This is a genomic window from Pseudomonas sp. TWR2-1-1 (assembly GCF_049897045.1).
GTDB classification, from domain to species: Bacteria; Pseudomonadota; Gammaproteobacteria; order Pseudomonadales; family Pseudomonadaceae; genus Aquipseudomonas; species Aquipseudomonas versuta.
The window spans coordinates 590,326-606,773 of record NZ_JAFCVM010000001.1 but is presented as its reverse complement, the minus strand read 5'-3'; the positions used below and the strand labels follow the sequence as shown (position 1 = coordinate 606,773).

At 58.2% G+C, this 16,448-nt stretch carries 16 protein-coding genes; 10 read left to right on the top strand and 6 right to left on the bottom strand.

What is annotated here, in order from left to right:
* Positions 1–24 precede the first annotated feature (24 nt).
* The 3 genes from ACP7BO_RS02905 to dinG all read right to left on the bottom strand — a co-directional run bounded on the left by ACP7BO_RS02905 (position 25) and on the right by dinG (position 5,983).
* A complete protein-coding gene (locus tag ACP7BO_RS02905; protein ID WP_397457192.1) occupies positions 25–1,170 on the bottom strand; it encodes a serine hydrolase domain-containing protein in 1,146 nt (381 codons plus the stop codon).
* A 222-nt stretch (positions 1,171–1,392) separates the two neighbouring features.
* A complete protein-coding gene (locus tag ACP7BO_RS02900) occupies positions 1,393–3,744 on the bottom strand; it encodes a beta-galactosidase (RefSeq protein WP_426208529.1) in 2,352 nt (783 codons plus the stop codon).
* A 94-nt stretch (positions 3,745–3,838) separates the two neighbouring features.
* Positions 3,839–5,983 carry an ATP-dependent DNA helicase DinG gene (gene dinG / locus ACP7BO_RS02895; protein WP_060690914.1) on the bottom strand — a complete coding sequence of 715 codons (2,145 nt, stop codon included), beginning with the start codon at positions 5,981–5,983 and terminating at the stop codon, positions 3,839–3,841.
* 98 nt (positions 5,984–6,081) lie between these two features.
* Here dinG and ACP7BO_RS02890 point away from each other — a divergent pair, with 98 nt between their 5' ends.
* A complete protein-coding gene (locus tag ACP7BO_RS02890; protein WP_426208527.1) occupies positions 6,082–6,546 on the top strand; it encodes a CopD family protein in 465 nt (154 codons plus the stop codon).
* A gap of 51 nt (positions 6,547–6,597) precedes the next feature.
* Here ACP7BO_RS02890 and ACP7BO_RS02885 read toward each other — a convergent pair whose 3' ends face one another.
* The 3 genes from ACP7BO_RS02885 to ACP7BO_RS02875 form a co-directional block, all read right to left on the bottom strand.
* Positions 6,598–7,356, bottom strand: coding sequence for a collagen-like protein (locus ACP7BO_RS02885; protein WP_426208525.1), 759 nt, complete (start codon positions 7,354–7,356; stop codon positions 6,598–6,600).
* Complete coding sequence (locus tag ACP7BO_RS02880; RefSeq protein WP_060690911.1) at positions 7,349–7,627, bottom strand: DUF1145 domain-containing protein; 279 nt, start codon at positions 7,625–7,627, stop codon at positions 7,349–7,351. The genes ACP7BO_RS02885 and ACP7BO_RS02880 overlap by 8 nt, the downstream gene beginning before the upstream one ends.
* Positions 7,628–7,807: 180 nt before the next feature.
* Positions 7,808–8,500: an OmpA family protein gene (locus ACP7BO_RS02875; protein WP_426208523.1), complete on the bottom strand. Its 693-nt coding sequence runs from the start codon at positions 8,498–8,500 to the stop codon at positions 7,808–7,810.
* A gap of 155 nt (positions 8,501–8,655) precedes the next feature.
* On the opposite strand from ACP7BO_RS02875, the gene ACP7BO_RS02870 reads away from it, so the two are divergent.
* The 9 genes from ACP7BO_RS02870 (at position 8,656) to ACP7BO_RS02830 (ending at position 16,440) form a co-directional block, all read left to right on the top strand.
* A complete protein-coding gene (locus ACP7BO_RS02870) occupies positions 8,656–9,153 on the top strand; it encodes a DUF6231 family protein (RefSeq protein ID WP_397455875.1) in 498 nt (165 codons plus the stop codon).
* Positions 9,154–9,157: 4 nt separating this feature from the next.
* Complete coding sequence (locus ACP7BO_RS02865; protein WP_060690908.1) at positions 9,158–9,634, top strand: YchJ family protein; 477 nt, start codon at positions 9,158–9,160, stop codon at positions 9,632–9,634.
* Positions 9,635–9,655: 21 nt separating this feature from the next.
* Complete coding sequence (locus ACP7BO_RS02860; RefSeq protein ID WP_426208520.1) at positions 9,656–10,138, top strand: LEA type 2 family protein; 483 nt, start codon at positions 9,656–9,658, stop codon at positions 10,136–10,138.
* 7 nt (positions 10,139–10,145) lie between these two features.
* Positions 10,146–10,361 carry an SEC-C metal-binding domain-containing protein gene (locus ACP7BO_RS02855; RefSeq protein ID WP_426208518.1) on the top strand — a complete coding sequence of 72 codons (216 nt, stop codon included), beginning with the start codon at positions 10,146–10,148 and terminating at the stop codon, positions 10,359–10,361.
* A gap of 180 nt (positions 10,362–10,541) precedes the next feature.
* Positions 10,542–11,183 (top strand): glutathione binding-like protein, encoded by a 642-nt coding sequence (locus ACP7BO_RS02850; RefSeq protein WP_426208516.1) that lies wholly within the window; start codon positions 10,542–10,544, stop codon positions 11,181–11,183.
* A 208-nt stretch (positions 11,184–11,391) separates the two neighbouring features.
* Entirely contained in the window at positions 11,392–13,854 is a 2,463-nt protein-coding gene (locus tag ACP7BO_RS02845) for a penicillin acylase family protein (RefSeq protein ID WP_426208514.1), read from the top strand.
* Positions 13,855–14,165: 311 nt separating this feature from the next.
* Complete coding sequence (locus ACP7BO_RS02840) at positions 14,166–14,948, top strand: transporter substrate-binding domain-containing protein (RefSeq protein ID WP_397455871.1); 783 nt, start codon at positions 14,166–14,168, stop codon at positions 14,946–14,948.
* Positions 14,949–15,004: 56 nt separating this feature from the next.
* Complete coding sequence (locus ACP7BO_RS02835; RefSeq protein ID WP_073508901.1) at positions 15,005–15,733, top strand: ABC transporter permease; 729 nt, start codon at positions 15,005–15,007, stop codon at positions 15,731–15,733.
* Positions 15,730–16,440, top strand: coding sequence for an ABC transporter permease (locus ACP7BO_RS02830; RefSeq protein ID WP_397455870.1), 711 nt, complete (start codon positions 15,730–15,732; stop codon positions 16,438–16,440). Before ACP7BO_RS02835 ends, ACP7BO_RS02830 begins: the two co-directional genes overlap by 4 nt.
* Positions 16,441–16,448 lie beyond the last annotated feature (8 nt).

Here is a 16,448-nt window from a genome sequence, read left to right as displayed (position 1 = left end):
GACCTACGGCCTACTAAAACCCGGTCATAGACACTGTGCCAAGACTTTCACCAGCTTTTGCGCCCGAGGATCCATCAATACATAAGGTCCCAGTGTATTGGTAACAAATCCAAAAGCCACATCCCTATCCGGGTCGGCAAAACCTATCGACCCGCCCGCTCCTGGATGACCAAACGCCTTTGGCCCCAGGCCATAGGTCGCGTTGGCCACATCCGGCTGATCCAGCATGCAGCCCAGCCCAAAGCGGGTCTGGGTCAACAAGGTTTTATCCGGCCCAACACTGTGCTCGCGGGTCAGTTGCTCGAGCATTTCGGCTTCGAGCAAACTGCCATCCAGCAAACCGCTGTAGAAACCCGCCAGACTCCTGGCATTGCCGTGGCCATTGGCTGCTGGCTGCTCCATCCGGCGCCACTCCGGTTTATTGGTACTGGTCATGATAGACGGTGGGTTGGTGAATGCCCGAGTGCTGATTGAAGCGGGTTCATTCATCATCGCTTTCAACAGACGCTGCGCTGCCGCATCGCCCATCGTGCCCTTGCTGCGAGCGATATGGGCCACCCGATAAAACTCTTCATCCGCCAGCCCGACATGAAAATCCAGCCCCAAAGGCCTGGCGGTACGCGCCATTATCGATTGGCCCGCACTGCGCCCGTCGGCCCGGCGAATCAACTCGCCCACCAACCAGCCATAAGTGATTGCGGCGTAACCGTGCCCTTCGCCAGGCGTCCACCACGGGGCTTCAGCAGCAAGTGCATCCGCCATGGTCTGCCATTCATACAAGGCAGCCGCCGGCATTGACTCACGCAAGGCTGGCAAGCCGGCACGATGGCTCAGCAACTGACGTAATGTGATCGCGTCTTTGCCCGCAGCAGCGAACTCCGGCCAGTACCGGGCTACCGGCACATCAAGCTCCAGCTTGCCTTCCTCCACCAATTGCAATGCAGTCACGGCAGTGAAGGTTTTGGTACAGGAAAACAGATTGGCGATGGTATCGGTGTGCCAGGGCTGCTCGCCATCCTTGTCAGCCGTTCCGGCCCACAGGTCGAGCACGGTTTCACCACCGATCTGGATACACAGTGCCGCACCGCGCTCTTGCGGATCACTGAACAGATCGGCAAAAGCCTCACGCACTGCTTCGAACTTAAGGTCGTGAAAACCCTGAATCTGCACCCCTACCTCCTGGATCAAGCATGGCTCTACAAGGCATGCATTGTTCCAGTCCCTGTGAGATTTTGAAACAGAGCAAACCGCTACGAACGCACAATTTTTGTGCATTACGCAGTCGGCGCAGAAGGTATCAGCCCGAGAGTGGATTTTTTGTGAAATTCCTCGAGATCTACGGCAGCACGTTTGCTCGCGATAACAGGCTGCGCCCGGGCGGAGTTCACATAATTAGTGGCCTTTACCCGAATGACCGCCTGCATGACCCGGGCCAGAGCCTCCGGCACTCCCTTCCTGAGGAGTATGCACCGGAGCCCTGGTGGCTTGATCTGCATCAACCTGCGCCTTGGCGGCTTCTTGGGCGAGCTGATCGAGGGCCTGCAAGTTGGTCTTGCGAACGCTGTCGACAAAGCCGGTAAACGGCAGGTCGGTGATACCGATCATGCCGAAGTGGCCATTCTCGCCATCAAGCAGGCGGCCGGTCACAGGCTGATCCAGGTACTGAAACCAGTGCACGCCGACAATCGAAGGTTCAACTACTGCCTGCTTGAGAAACCTGGCGTAGGCCGGCCCGCGAGCTTCTTCGTTGGCCACCTCGGTCATGCCCCCCCAGAACGGACCACGGTCGCGGGAGCCAAAGTTGAACTCAGTGATCATCACCGGCTTGTCCAGTTCGCGCAGTTTGGCGAAGTCATAGCCGTCCTGCGGCTGCAGGGTGTAGAAGTTGAAACTCAGCACGTCGCAGTACTTGGCGCACGAAGCGACTGCTTCGGGCGTGCTCACGGCAAAGCGTCCGCCCAACAACAAGTGGTTGGGTGCATGCCACTTCAGCGAGTCGGAAATGGTCTTGAAATAGGTATCGGCGAAGACTTTCTGGAAGTACTGATAGTCCGCTTCAATTTCCGGATGTTCGGCGTTGGGCAGCGGCGCCTCGAAACCCGGGTCTTCCATTAACTCCCACGCCGGGATCTCGACACCCCAGGCTTTGGACAGGCCTTGCTGGTTACGGTACTTGTCGCGCAACTGCTTGAGAAATGCGCGCTTGGCCGGCACGTCAGTGGTCAGGCGCAAGGTGCCCAGGGCCAGTGCATAGCGCGATGCAGGATCATTACCGGGGCCGGCCCAGGCCAGTTCGTTGTCAGCAAAATAGCCGATCAGCCATGGGTCATCCCGGTGATCACGGGCAGCAATGGCCACGGCACGCTCGGTGGCCATGGCAAAGCGTGGATCAAACGGATCAGGCATGCCGCCCCACCAGTCGGCACCGGTGCTGATGCTGGCATAGTCACCGACAATCGACAGCGGCAAGGTATAAGGCACGCGATCGTTGAGCCCCAGTTGCGGGTCGCTCCAGTTGCCAATGGTGTTAAAGCCCCAGGCTTGCAGGCGATCCAGGGCGTGCTCCTGCCAGCGCTTGGCATCAATGACTTCTGGCGCACACGGCATAACAGGATCAGCACCGGGAACTGTTTTGCCGCCAACGCAGGGCTCAGCATAAATCCGTTGCAGGTTGGCGCCATAGAAGTTGTACCAGCGCCCTACGTTGTAACCTCGCCCCTGCGCGGAGCCATTACCGTTGTTACTGTTCGATGAACCGTAATAACCAGCCAGAGGAGCGCCTTGTTCAGGCAGATCGGTGAACATCCATTCACGCCCGGCAACGTAGGTCTGGCTGTCGTTGGCCGTCACGGCATTGAGCCCCAACGAATAGAACGGATGACCTTCAGGCGTCACCAGGTTCCAGCGACCATTGCGTTTTTCGGTATAAAAAAAGCCGGTTGCCTTGAACGCTGGACCTTTCAGCGAACCACCAAATTTGTCCTGATCCGCCCGCTTGGCCAGCCAGCCCTTGAGAAGCTGCTGTTCTTTGGCAGCGGCGGCCTTGAGCTGTTCGTCATTGGCTACCCGCTCCGGCCATTTGGCCCGGGTCGACTGGCCGTAACCATCCACGATCGAGCCGTACACCGTTTTGATCACCCCGGCGCCGTCCTGCACACCAAAGCGCTCGAGCAAAATGCTTTGCGCGGCGTTCGGTTGCGGGATCGACAAGGTGACCGATACCACCTGGCTGCGATCAATTTCACCCTGGGTGGTAGCCAGCAAGATACGTTGCCCGTCGACCGTCATTGGCATCGGCGGCCCCGCACGCATCCCCTGAGTGTGCGGCGAGTTCGCCTGCAACGGCAGCAACAGGGTCTGCGCCGGCCCGGCAGGCAAGTCGACCCGGCTGGTGAGGGTCTTGCCGTTATTGCTTTGCACGGTCACATCAAGGGTAAGCGCCCAGTTCATCGCGTTCTGGATACGCAGGGTCATCATCCCCGACTGTGACCAGTCCCACGCGCCGGCTTGCGGGGTTAAACGCAGGCTTGGTGCCGCAGCGGGGTTAAAGGTCACGCGCCGCAATACTTCGCCTTCCGCCGTTTGCTCCGCATTGTATTGCGGCAAGCTCGCATCCACGGTCACCACTTGCACCACATCGGCAGGGCGAACGAAGTTGAACAAGGTTTGTTGACCGGCAGGTGCCGCCAATAGCGGGGTGGTGACCAGCAACGCAAAAACAGCAGACAACGAACGGCGAATCATATGGATCAGGTTCTCCCAAACGGCCGAAAACAAGCCTGTGAGGTGTTGAAGAAACAGCATAGACAGCAAAGCCGGCGAAGACGCCGACTTGTGCTTAAGAAATCTCGCGACGGAAAGGTGGCAAGGCATTGAGGATCGCCTTGCCATAGCGCTGGGTGACCAGCCGCCGGTCGAGCAATGTAATAGTGCCGCGATCCTGTTCGGTGCGTAGCAGACGCCCGCAGGCCTGAACCAGCTTGAGTGAAGCGTCCGGCACCGAGATCTCCATGAATGGATTGCCACCCCGTGCTTCGATCCACTCGGCCAGGGCTGCTTCGACGGGGTCATCAGGTACCGAGAACGGGATTTTGGCGATCACCACGTGCTCGCAATAGGCGCCGGGCAAATCCACCCCCTCGGCGAAGCTGGCCAGGCCGAACAGTACGCTCGAGTCCCCACCATCTACCCGCGCCTTGTGCTTGTTGAGGGTTTCCTGTTTGGACAGGTTGCCCTGGATAAACACTTGCTTGCGCCAGTCGCGCTCCAGGCCGTCAAACACGTCCTGCATTTGCTTGCGCGAGGAAAACAGCACCAGCGTACCCCGCGAACCTTCTACCAGACCGGGCAGATCACGAATGATCGCGGCGGTATGGGCCACCGCATCCCGCGGATCGGCTTTAAGGTCCGGCACTCGCAAGACACCGGCATCGGCGTGATGGAACGGACTCGGGACCACCGCCGTAACAGCGGCCTTGGGCAATCCGGCGCGCATGCGGAAGCGGTCGAAGGTACCCAACGCAGTCAGGGTGGCCGACGTCACCAGAGCGCCGTAAGCCACGTTCCACAAGTTGCGACGGAGCATTTCGGCCGCAAGGATGGGGCTGGCATTGACCTCAATATCAAACAGCGAACCACTTTCAGCCAGGGTCATCCAGCGCGCCATGGGCGGGCTGTCCTGGGGGTCTTCGGTGGTAAAGGCCGTCCAAAGCTCCCAGTTGCCCTGGGCACGGGACAGCAGGCTGCCGAACAGCGGATACCATTCTTCGGCCTGGTTGCTGGTGATGCCAATATTGACCTCGCCGTCCATACCGTCCTTGAGGATTTCCGTCAGGCGGGTGAACAGGTCGGTCAGACGCGAAAAACCTTTTTTCAGCTCGATCCCCATTTCACGCATGTGATCGGGGATCAAGCCGCCGATAAAGCGATGGCGAGGGCGCTCACGCCCCTCTGGCTCTTCGCCTACCTTGAAGTCGGCGATTTGTTCACAGGCGGTGAACATGAACTGCTGCTGGGCCTTGATCTCTTTCGCCAGCTCCGGCACCTGTTCCAGCAAACGCCCCAGGTCACCCGGCAGCGGATGCTGGGCCAGCAGCTTGGTGAGGTTTTTGGCTGTTTGCTCAAGCCAGTCGGCAGTTGAGCGCAAGCGGGTGTAGTGGGCGAAATGGCCAATGGCCTTGTCCGGCAAGTGGTGCCCTTCGTCGAACACGTACAGCGTGTCACGCGGGTCAGGCAGCACTGCACCGCCCCCCAGCGCCAGATCTGCAAGCACCATGTCATGGTTGGTGACAATCACATCCACCTTACTCATGCCTTCGCGGGCCTTGTAAAAGGCGCACTGGCCGAAGTTCGGGCAATGACGATTGGTGCACTGGCTGTGGTCGGTGGTCAGGCGCGCCCAGTCCTGATCTTCCAGAGCCTGGGGCCAGCTGTCGCGATCACCGTCCCATTTATTACCGGCAAGCTTCTCGATCATGCTGGTGAACAGTTTCTGACTGGCCTCATCGACTTCAATCTTGAAGCCTTCTTCCTCGAACAGCTGCGCCGTCGCGGTTTGCGCGTGGCCTTCTTGCAGCAGCATGTCGAGTTTGGACAGACACATGTAGCGCCCGCGCCCCTTGGCCAGCGCAAAGCTGAAGTTCAGCCCGCTGTTACGCATGAGGTCGGGGAGGTCCTTGTAGACGATCTGCTCTTGCAGCGCGACGGTGGCCGTGGCGATGACCAGGCGTTTGCCGGCGGCCTTGGCCGTAGGAATGGCCGCCAGGCTATAGGCGACAGTCTTGCCGGTACCGGTACCGGCCTCAACAGCGACCACAGCCGGATCGCCACTGCGGTGGCCTTCTTCATCGGTGTCGATATCGCCCAGCACTTTGGCCACTTCGGCGATCATCAAACGTTGGCCGTAGCGCGGCTTGAGGCTCTTGGCTTCGAGAAAACGCGAGTAAGCGCCCTGGATCTGGGATTTTAGTTCGTTACTAATCATGGTTCTTCGGGCGCGAGAAACGCTGGATAAATTTTCAGTGGTTCGAATGGCCGCTATCATACCCCGCTAATTCATCCTGCGCCGAACGGAGTACCCCAATGACCGCCTTTAGCCTCGCCTACAGCCTGCATTTACTGGCCGCCCTGACCTGGGTAGGAGGTATGTTTTTTGCCTGGATGATCCTGCGCCCGGCAGCTGTGACGGCCCTTGAAGACCCGGCCCGGTTAAAACTGTGGGTAGAAGTGTTTCAACGGTTTTTTGTCTGGGTGTGGGTGGCCGTGGTGATTTTGCCGATAAGCGGTGTAGGCCTGTTGCAGTTGCGCTTTAGCGGTTTCGAAACGGCCCCGCGTTATGTACAGATCATGATGGGCTTGTACATTGTGATGGTGGCCTTGTTTATCCGGGTCCAGTCGTTGCAACTGCCAGAGTTGCGCAAGGCGGTGCTGGATGAACAGTGGGCGGCAGGCGCGGCAGTGATGGGCCGGATCCGGCGCCTGGTGGGATGTAATTTGATTGTGGGGCTGGTCGTGGTGGGGATTGCAGCAGCGCGCCCCATGTTTTGACGGGTGGCCAGCCGTGCCCGGTTCAGCGGATCCCGGGGCACGGCAATAAGGTTACAAACGCTGAATCGTCACCTGGCCGGCGCTCCCGGCCTCTCCCGGTTGCCCGGCAATTCCGGCACGACCGGATTTACCGCCATCAGTGCGGTACACAAAGCAGCCTTTGGATTTACCGCCTGCCCCCGCACGTCCGGCTTCACCTGGCTTGCCCCCGGCTCCGCCATCAACCCGCACGCTGATCAGTTCGCCAGGATAACTGGCGGGCAACTCAAGACGCACATTCGCACCGGCTGCACCGGCCTGGCCATTACCGCCGTTGTCGCCATTGGCTCCGGCACCCGCAGCCCCCCAGGTACAACCCGGCGCCTCGCCATTACCACCGTCGAGCCCGGCAAAACCCGGTGCACCCGTGCCGCCACGGGCATCAATGACTAATTGCGGCGCTTGCAGCGATTCGATACGTACATTCAAATCACGTGCCGGCCGCGCAGGCTTCTCGAAAGTGCCCGGGGCTCCCCGCGCATTGATTTGACTGCCTTCGTCGAGTTCAGCCTGGGCCACCCGCAGTTCAATGCCGCCCTCGGCCGGTACCAGGGTGATGCGTGCCTCGCGGCCCAAATGCAACTGGTCGATGTTGACCCGGGTAACGCCGGCCGGAATCAGCAGCGTGCCGTAGTCAGCCACTTCAAGTCTTTCCAGTTGCAGGACACTGGCGTTAGCCGGCAGGCGCATCATGGAATTGGCTTCAACCATCACCACGTCAGCATGGGCAAAAGGGCTGCACATAGTGGCCAGCAGGCAAATCTTACGCATGGCTGTCGTCTCGTTTGGAAGAATTGCGAAGGGTTTGCACGTGAAGTATTCCAACCACAAGGATGTAAAGGCGATCTCGCCAGGCATGCGGGCGATCGCGCAGGCTGCTGTTGAACAACAGCAACTCAAGAACATGGGTCAGCAGCAACAGACTGCCAGCCAGATTAATCAACAAATCGAACGGGTTGATCAGCGGTTTAAAAATGTTGATCAACGCAACGGCCCAAAACAACAACGTCAGAACTTTCCCCAGCCCCCAAAGCACCTTCATACCACTGACCTTTTGTGTTTTTCTTTGAGCGCACATTAACGGCTCGCAGGAGGCAGACGCCAGTGAACTTTGCAAAAAAAATACGTCGCAGGTTTGATCTGTCTGATTAAACCTGCGACTCCTGCGAACGCATGAAATTGCGCTCTGGCCCGAGGTTTTCGCCAAAGCGCGCGAGCGACTTTAACGAATGATCTGAATCTCGGTACGGCGGTTCAAGGCTCGTCCTTCCGGGGTTTGATTACTGGCCACCGGATTCGATTCGCCACCACCGGCTACGGATACAAACTGATTGCGCGGCACACCACTGCTGATCAGGTATTCGACTACCGATTTCGCCCGTTCTTTGGACAGCTTGAGGTTGTAGGCATCGTTACCGACGCTGTCGGTGTAGCCTGTAACTTTAAGCTGAGCATTGGCGGCGTCCTTTTTCAGGCGCGCCGCAATCACATTGAGTTTTTCCTTGTCAGCGGCGGTCAGCCTGGCCGAGTTGAACTCGAAGTGCACATCGCGCACCACGATGGTTTCTTCCTTGACCACTACCACCTCTTCAACCACCACTACCGCGACTATCGGGCAGCCCACGGCATCGACCTTCACCCCTTTTGGCGTGTCCGGGCACTTGTCGCGGCTATCAGGAACGCCATCGCCGTCGGCGTCGCCATCACCATGCACCCAGCAATAGGCCGCGGCCATACCGGCACCGAATACCGCGCCACCACCCGCCCAGGCCGTGCTGTTTATTGCACCAAGCGCCGCTCCGCCCACGCCCCCGACAGCTGCACAGGTAGGCCAGTCGGTTTTTTGCAAGCCGGCGCAGCCCGTCAATACACTGGTGAGAACAATCAAAGGTACTGCTGTCCTGATGATGCCCATACGGGGTCTCTCCTGAGGGTCGGCGTTGGGCCGATGCCCCGAAAGTAAAGACCCCGCCGGGGTTATACGCCAGTAAAGCCACTGCACGGGCAAGTGCCCACTAGGCCCCGGGGCTTCAGCGCGCTAGTCTTGGGGGCTCTGATTGAGGACTTTCGATGACGTCTGGTATTTCTACACGTACACCCCAGCAAGCACTGGCGGCGCTGCTTGAGCGTTATGCGCCACAACGCCTGCTCGTGGTCGGCGCCAGCCAGTTTCCGGCGCTGGCAGCGTTTCAGGAGACGCATCCCGAAGTTGTTGTCGCCCACGCAGCCCCCGGCGCTTTACCGGCAGAGCTGGCCGCACAGCGTTTTGACCTGGCACTGGTGATCGACTGCCTGGAGCATATGCCCAAGCGCGACGGGCTGGAGCTACTGGGCGGGATTCGCAATCTCAACGCCAGCCGCATTGCGGTATTGGCGGATCTGAGCGCCTGTAACTGGAAAGACACCGATTTCTTTGCGCTGGCCTTGCAAAGCAGTGAGCGTTTTCAGCGCGATGAACAGGTGTTGACCCTGTTCACTTACGACTTGCGCGAGTACAAACAAGTACCCGACTGGCTGAATGCCAGGTTCTGGGCCAATCCGGAAAATTTTGGCAAGTATTGGTGGTAAGCCGATGAGTACATCCATTTGCCCATGTGGCAGCGGCAATTTGCTCGACGCCTGCTGCGGGCACTATCACGCCGGGCATCCGGCCCCAAGCGCCGAAACCCTGATGCGTTCGCGTTACAGCGCCTATGTCCTGGGGTTGATTGATTATCTGGTCACTACCACGCTGCCAGTGCAGCAGGCCGGCCTTGATCGTCAGTCCATCGGCGACTGGAGCGCACAAAGCACCTGGCTCGGACTTGAGGTTGAAAGCAGCGAAGTATTCGGCGGCCAGCCCGAACATGCCTTTGTCACCTTTACCGCACGCTGGCACGATGCCAATGGCGAACACAGCCATCGCGAGCGGTCATCTTTTGTACAAAGTGCTGGACGCTGGTACTTCATTGATCCCACAGTGCCACTGAAGGTCGGGCGCAACGATGCCTGCCCATGCGCCAGCGGGCTCAAGTTCAAAAAGTGCTGCGCCAGTTACCTGGGTAGCTAAAGCGACAAAGGGGAATAAGGAATGGATTCTCGGGCCCGAATAACAACTATTGCCCTGATGATGATTCTGGCGCTTACAGGTTGCGCATCCTGGTTTGATTCAGGCGAAAAAGACCCGGACGTGCACTTGGTGCGTGTAGAGCTGATCAAGGCCAAAATGCTCGAGCAACGTTTCAAGTTGTACTTCCGGGTCGACAATCCGAATGACTCGACCCTGACTGTGCGCGCTTTGAGCTACAAAATTCATTTGGGTACGATCCAGCTGACTGAAGGTCAGTACGACCAGTGGTTCAGCGTCCAGCCAAACAGCCAGACCGTGTTCGTGGTGCCGGTGCGGACTAACCTGTGGCCACAAGTGCGCCCACTGGTCAAATTGCTTGAATCTCCTGACGTCCCCATCCCTTATCAGCTGGATGGCACCCTCGAAACCGGCCTGTTCTACGGTAACGACGTGCACCTGATACGCAAAGGCGAGATAATCCCTGCCGATTTTATTCCAGAGTGATTAAGTAATGACCCAGCAACCCCACGTTCATGGCCCCGACTGCAACCACGATCACGATCACGATCATCATGATCACGCCCATGACGACCACGGTCACGTGCATGGCCCGCATTGCGGCCACGCCCCCCAGGAGCCGGTGCGTAACGAACTCAAAGACGTTGGCCGCAACGACCCTTGCCCATGTGGCAGCAGCAAAAAATTCAAGAAGTGCCACGGCGCCTGATACTTAAAAGCGCCCTGCACACGCCGCACCTGCCCTGGGCATGTGCGGCGTGTGTGTTTGTGGCCCTGCAAAATCCACCTGCCCCGGCAAACACTTTCATCCGGAGCGCCATTGAGGGTAAAACTGACAGTTCGCAGTGAACTGCTGCGACTGCGTGAACATCCCCTTCTGGAGCCCTTCATGATCGATCTGTATTACTGGACCACCCCCAACGGCCACAAAATATCGTTGTTTCTTGAAGAGGCGGGCCTGCCCTACACCGTGCATCCGGTGAATATCGGCAAGAACGAACAATTCGAACCTGCCTTTCTGAAGATCTCCCCCAACAATCGGATTCCGGCCATCGTCGATCAGGCTCCCGCGGACGGCGGCGATCCCCTGTCGCTGTTTGAGTCCGGCGCGATCCTGCTGTATCTCGCAGAAAAAACCGGCCGGTTCCTGCCCAAAGATTTGCGCGGCCGGCAAATGGCTCTGCAATGGCTGTTCTGGCAAATGGGCGGGCTGGGGCCAATGGCCGGGCAAAACCATCACTTCAATCGTTTTGCGCCCGAAAAAGTCCCCTATGCGATCAAGCGCTACACCGATGAAACAGCCCGCCTGTATGGCGTGTTGAACAAACAGCTGGAGGGTCGTCAGTTTGTTGCGGGGGACGACTACGGCATCGCCGACATGGCCATCTATCCGTGGATCGTGCCCCATGAATTCCAGGGCCAGAACCTGGATGACTTCCCGGCATTGAAGGCCTGGTTCCAGCGTATCAAGGCGCGCCCGGCCACCGGACGCGCTTATGCACTGGTGGATAAAATCAATCCACCGAAGTAAGCAGCCGCCAGGGTTTTGTAGCCGTTGCCACAGGCTGCGACGGAGCACGAAACGGCCCTGAGAATTTGCAGGTCGCGCGGCCCGTATCGCAGCCTTCACCCGCCGCTCCAGCGTTCTCGACAGCGCCGTGAGATAGCGCTTGCGCGGCGTCATCGGCCTCACTAACGTAGCGCCTTTCGATGACACTACCCCCCGCAGGAGCTTTGCCATGGCCTCGCCAGCCCTTACACATTTTCTACCCCGGTTCGGCGTTGCCGCGGCAGTGGTCAGCCTGTTGGGCCTGACGGGTTGCCAGATAAACAACCACGCCTCAGAAAGCCTGGTACCGACCTCCGGTGTACAGCCACTTAAAGGCCTGGCGCAGAATGTATCTGTACGTCGCAACAGCCAGGGCATGCCACTGATCGAAAGCAGCAGCTTTCATGACGCCCTGTTTACCCTCGGTTACGTGCAGGCCAGCGACCGTATCAGCCAGATGGTCCGTTTACGCTTGCTGGCCCAAGGCCGGCTGGCGGAGTTGAACGGTGCCGATGCGCTGGAAAGCGACAGGTTGATGCGCAGCGTCAATCTGAAAAAAAATGCTGACGAACTTTATAAAAGCGCATCCCCGCGCCTTAAAAAATTCTTTGAAGTCTATGCCCGCGGGGTCAACGCCTATCTGTTCCGTTACCGCGACAAGCTCCCGGCCGACCTGGCGCAAGCCAGCTATAAAGTCGAGTACTGGAAACCTGAAGATTCAGCGCTGATTTTCAGCCTGTTGAACTTCTCCATGTCGGTCAATTTGCAAGAAGAGCTCAACTCGCTGGTACTGGCGCAAAAGGTCGGCACCGACAAGCTCCCGTGGTTGACGCCAACCTACCCCAATGAAGCCCTGGCCACAGCCGAGGCAGACAAACTCAAGGGGCTGATCCCGGGGAGCACGCTGCCAGGGTTAAGCGATGTGAGCCTTGCCCTTGAGCAAGTCACCCGCTTGAGCTTGCCCGGGGTCACGGCCTCGAGCGACTGGGCGATTGGTCCACAGCGCAGCCGAAGCGGCAAAAGCCTGCTGGCCAACGACATGCATCAACCCATAGGCGTGCCATCGGCGTGGAGTTATGTGCAAATTCGCGCCCCTAAATATCAGGCCGCCGGTGCATCCATTGCCGGCTTGCCAACCCTGTTCGCCGGGTTCAACGGCAAGGTGGCATGGGGCATGAGCATGGCCATGGGGGATAACCAGGATGTGTTTCTGGAGAAACTCAAACGTCAGGGCAACAGCCTGTACTACCTGGCTGACGGAAAATGGCTACCCGCAACGGTGCGCAACGAAACCTTTTTCGTCAAAGGTCAGCGCCCGATTCGTCAAACCATTTACGAAACACGCCACGGGCCGCTGCTCAACAGTTCCTGGAGCACTCAGACTGATTTAAACGCCAGCCTTGGCCTTGCCCTGCAAACCCCGGACTTGAAGGGCGATAAAACCCTAGATGCATTTTTCGATCTGTCCCGCGCCCAGGATAGCGAGAAAGCCTCTGACGCCAGCCGCGAGATCCGGGCCGTAGCGCTGAATCTGTTGTACGCGGACGCCAAGCACATCGGCTGGCAAGTGACCGGGCTGTACCCCAACCGCCGTGAAGGTCTTGGTCTGTTCCCCTCCCCGGGCTGGGAAGGCCGCTACGACTGGGACGGTTACGCCGATCCAATGCTGCACCCCTATGACCAGGACCCGGCACAAGGCTGGCTGGGCACGGCCAACCAGCGTACGGCTGCCTATGGCTATGGCATGCAGCTGTCCAATTCGTGGTTATCCCCTGAGCGCAGCGAACGCCTTGCGCAATTGGCCGGCACTGGCAAACAGGATGCTCGCAGCATGATCGCGATGCAGTACGACCAAACCACCTTGTTCGCCGCCAAATTAAAAGCCATGTTTGCCGCCCCCGGCATGGCGCAGCCGTTAAAGCAGGCGATCGCAGCCTTGCCCGCGGCTGACCAGGCCAAGGCCCGCGAGGCCCTTGGCCGGCTTATGACGTTTGACGGCAAACTAGCCCCGGCCTCAGCGGATGCGGCGTTGTACGAGTTGTTTTTGCAAGAAAGCACCAAGCAAATCTTCCTTGATGAACTGGGACCAGAAAGCAGTGCCAGCTGGAAGGCTTTTATTGCCAACGGCGGATTGTCGTATTCGGCCCAGGCCGATCACCTGCTTGGGCGCGAGGACAGCCCGTTCTGGGACGATATTCGCACTCCGCACAAAGAAGACAAACCTACGATTCTGGCCCGCAGCCTGGCGGCAGCCATCAGTGCAGGCGACAGCTTGATGGGCAGCGATCACAAGGCCTGGCAATGGGGCAAACTGCATTATTACCTGTGGCGTAATGCCGATGGCCAGACAGTGCGCGGCCCGGTGGCAGCAGGCGGCGACCAGAGCACGCTGAACATTGCGGCTTACAACGTTGGCGGCAACAACTTCGAGACAACGCTGATCCCGGCCATGCGCATGATCGTCGACTTCGGTCAGATCGAACCGATGATGGGCCAAAACAGCACAGGCCAATCCAGCAACCCGTCCAGCCCGCACTACACCGACGGCATCGATCCGTGGCTCAAGGGCCAGTACATCAGCTTCCCGATGCAACCGCAGAACTTCGACAAGGTGTATGGCAATACGCGCCTGACCCTGGTCCCCGGCAAATAAAACGCTGCCATCGGTACCCGGGTTAACGCCATCGCCGGCGAACCGGCTCCCACAGACTGAGTGCCAACCGCACACTCCGGTCTGTGGGAGCAAGCCAGCAAAAGCCCACAGACCAGCCATGCACTCTTTGGGTGCAGCTGTTTTATGGCGCTCTTTTTTCGGGCATAAACACTCGTTGCCCAGACCTCTTTCTCCCTTTAATCCATTCCCTGTCCCACTGTGGTTCGGAACTTGCTACTTCTCTCCCGACGTAGCACTCCAGTAGTAGTCATCACGCGCCACAAGCGCTCATCGGTTTTAGGGATTGAATAATGAAAAAAGCATTTCTGGCCCTCTCTGCACTGACTTTATGCATGGCAGCAGGTACCGCTTTGGCCAAAGACTATAAAGAGCTGCGTTTCGGGGTTGATCCGTCCTATGCACCGTTTGAATCCAAGGCCGCCGATGGCAGCCTGGTGGGCTTCGATATCGATTTGGGCAATGCCATCTGCGCCGAGCTGAAAGCAAAATGCACATGGGTCGAGAGCGATTTCGACGGCACCATTCCGGGGCTTAAAGCCAACAAATTCGACGGTGTGATCTCTTCCATGACCGTAACCCCGGCTCGCGAAAAGGTCATCGACTTCTCTGACGAGCTGTTCTCCGGCCCCACCGCGCTCGTGTTCAAAAAGGGCACAGGCCTGGACACGACGCCGGAATCGCTCAAAGGCAAAAAGGTCGGCTATGAGCAAGGCACTATCCAGGAGGCATACGCCAAGGCAGTACTGGACAAGGCCGGGGTGACCACCCAGGCCTATGCCAACCAGGACCAGGTGTATGCCGACCTGATTTCAGGCCGCCTCGACGCCTCGATCCAGGACATGCTGCAAGCCGAACTGGGCTTTTTGAAAACCCCGCAAGGCGCGGAATATGAAGTCAGCAAACCCGTAGACAGCGAACTGTTACCTGCCAAAACCGCAATCGGCATCAAGAAAGGTAACAAAGAGCTACAAGCTCTGTTGAATAAAGGTATCAAAGCGTTACACGACGATGGCACCTACGCCACGATCCAGAAAAAACACTTTGGCGATTTGAATCTGTACAGCGGCAAATAATGCTCTGGCGCCCACCCTCGGGTGGGCGCTTTTTTGACTGCCATAGGTTCGATCCGATGCTTGAAAACCTTTTACAGAACCTTGGGCTTCCGGCTTTCAGCTTGCAGGGCTTTGGCCCGCTGTTGCTGCAAGGCACATGGATGACCCTCAAATTATCGGTGCTGTCGCTGGCAGTGAGCGTGTTGCTCGGCTTGCTCGGCGCCAGCGCCAAACTCTCCAGTCACAAACTGCTGCGCATACCTGCCCAGCTCTACACCACCCTGATTCGCGGCGTACCCGACCTGGTGCTGATGCTGCTGATTTTTTACAGCCTGCAAACCTGGCTCACCAACCTTACCGATGCAATGGACTGGGAATACGTCGAAATCAACCCGTTCAGTGCAGGCGTCATTACCTTGGGCTTTATCTATGGGGCCTATTTCACAGAAACCTTTCGTGGAGCCATCCTGTCCGTCCCCCGCGGCCAGGTCGAGGCAGCCACCGCATATGGCCTCAAGCGCGGCCAGCGGTTCCGTTATGTGGTCTTCCCGCAGATGATGCGCTTCGCCCTGCCGGGTATAGGCAACAACTGGATGGTGATGCTCAAGGCCACAGCGCTGGTGTCGATCATTGGTCTGGCCGATCTGGTCAAGGCGGCTCAGGATGCGGGCAAAAGCACTTACCAGCTGTTTTTCTTTCTGGTCGTCGCAGCGCTCATTTATCTGGCGATAACCAGCGCCTCGAACTTCGTTTTACGCCGGCTTGAACGCCACTATGGCGCAGGCGCCCGGGAGGCAGTGCGATGATTGAGTTATTGCAAGAGTACTGGCGACCGTTTCTGTACAGCGACGGCTACCACATCACTGGCCTGGCAATGACATTGTGGCTATTGAGTGCATCGCTGGTGATTGGCTTTGTGGTCTCGATCCCGCTGTCCATTGCACGGGTTTCATCCCGAGGCTGGGTACGCTGGCCGGTGCAGTTCTACACCTGGCTGTTTCGCGGTACGCCCCTGTATATCCAGTTATTGATCTGCTACACCGGGATCTACAGCATCGCGGCAGTCCGCGCACAGCCCGAGCTCAATGCGTTCTTTCGCGACGCCATGAATTGCACGATTCTGGCGTTTGCGCTCAATACCTGTGCCTACACCACGGAAATTTTTGCCGGGGCCATTCGCAGCATGGCCCATGGTGAGGTGGAAGCGGCCAAGGCCTATGGGCTAAGCGGCTGGAAACTCTACGCTTACATCATCATGCCTTCAGCCTTGCGTCGCTCATTGCCGTATTACAGCAATGAGGTGATTCTGATGCTGCACTCGACCACTGTTGCCTTCACCGCAACTATCCCGGATGTATTGAAAGTCGCACGGGACGCAAACTCGGCGACTTTTCTGACATTTCAGTCTTTCGGGATCGCGGCAATCATCTACTTGTGCGTCACCTTCATTCTGGTCGGCCTGTTTCGGCTGGCGGAACGCCGCTGGTTAGCCTTTCTGGGCCCTGCACACTAGGATTTTCA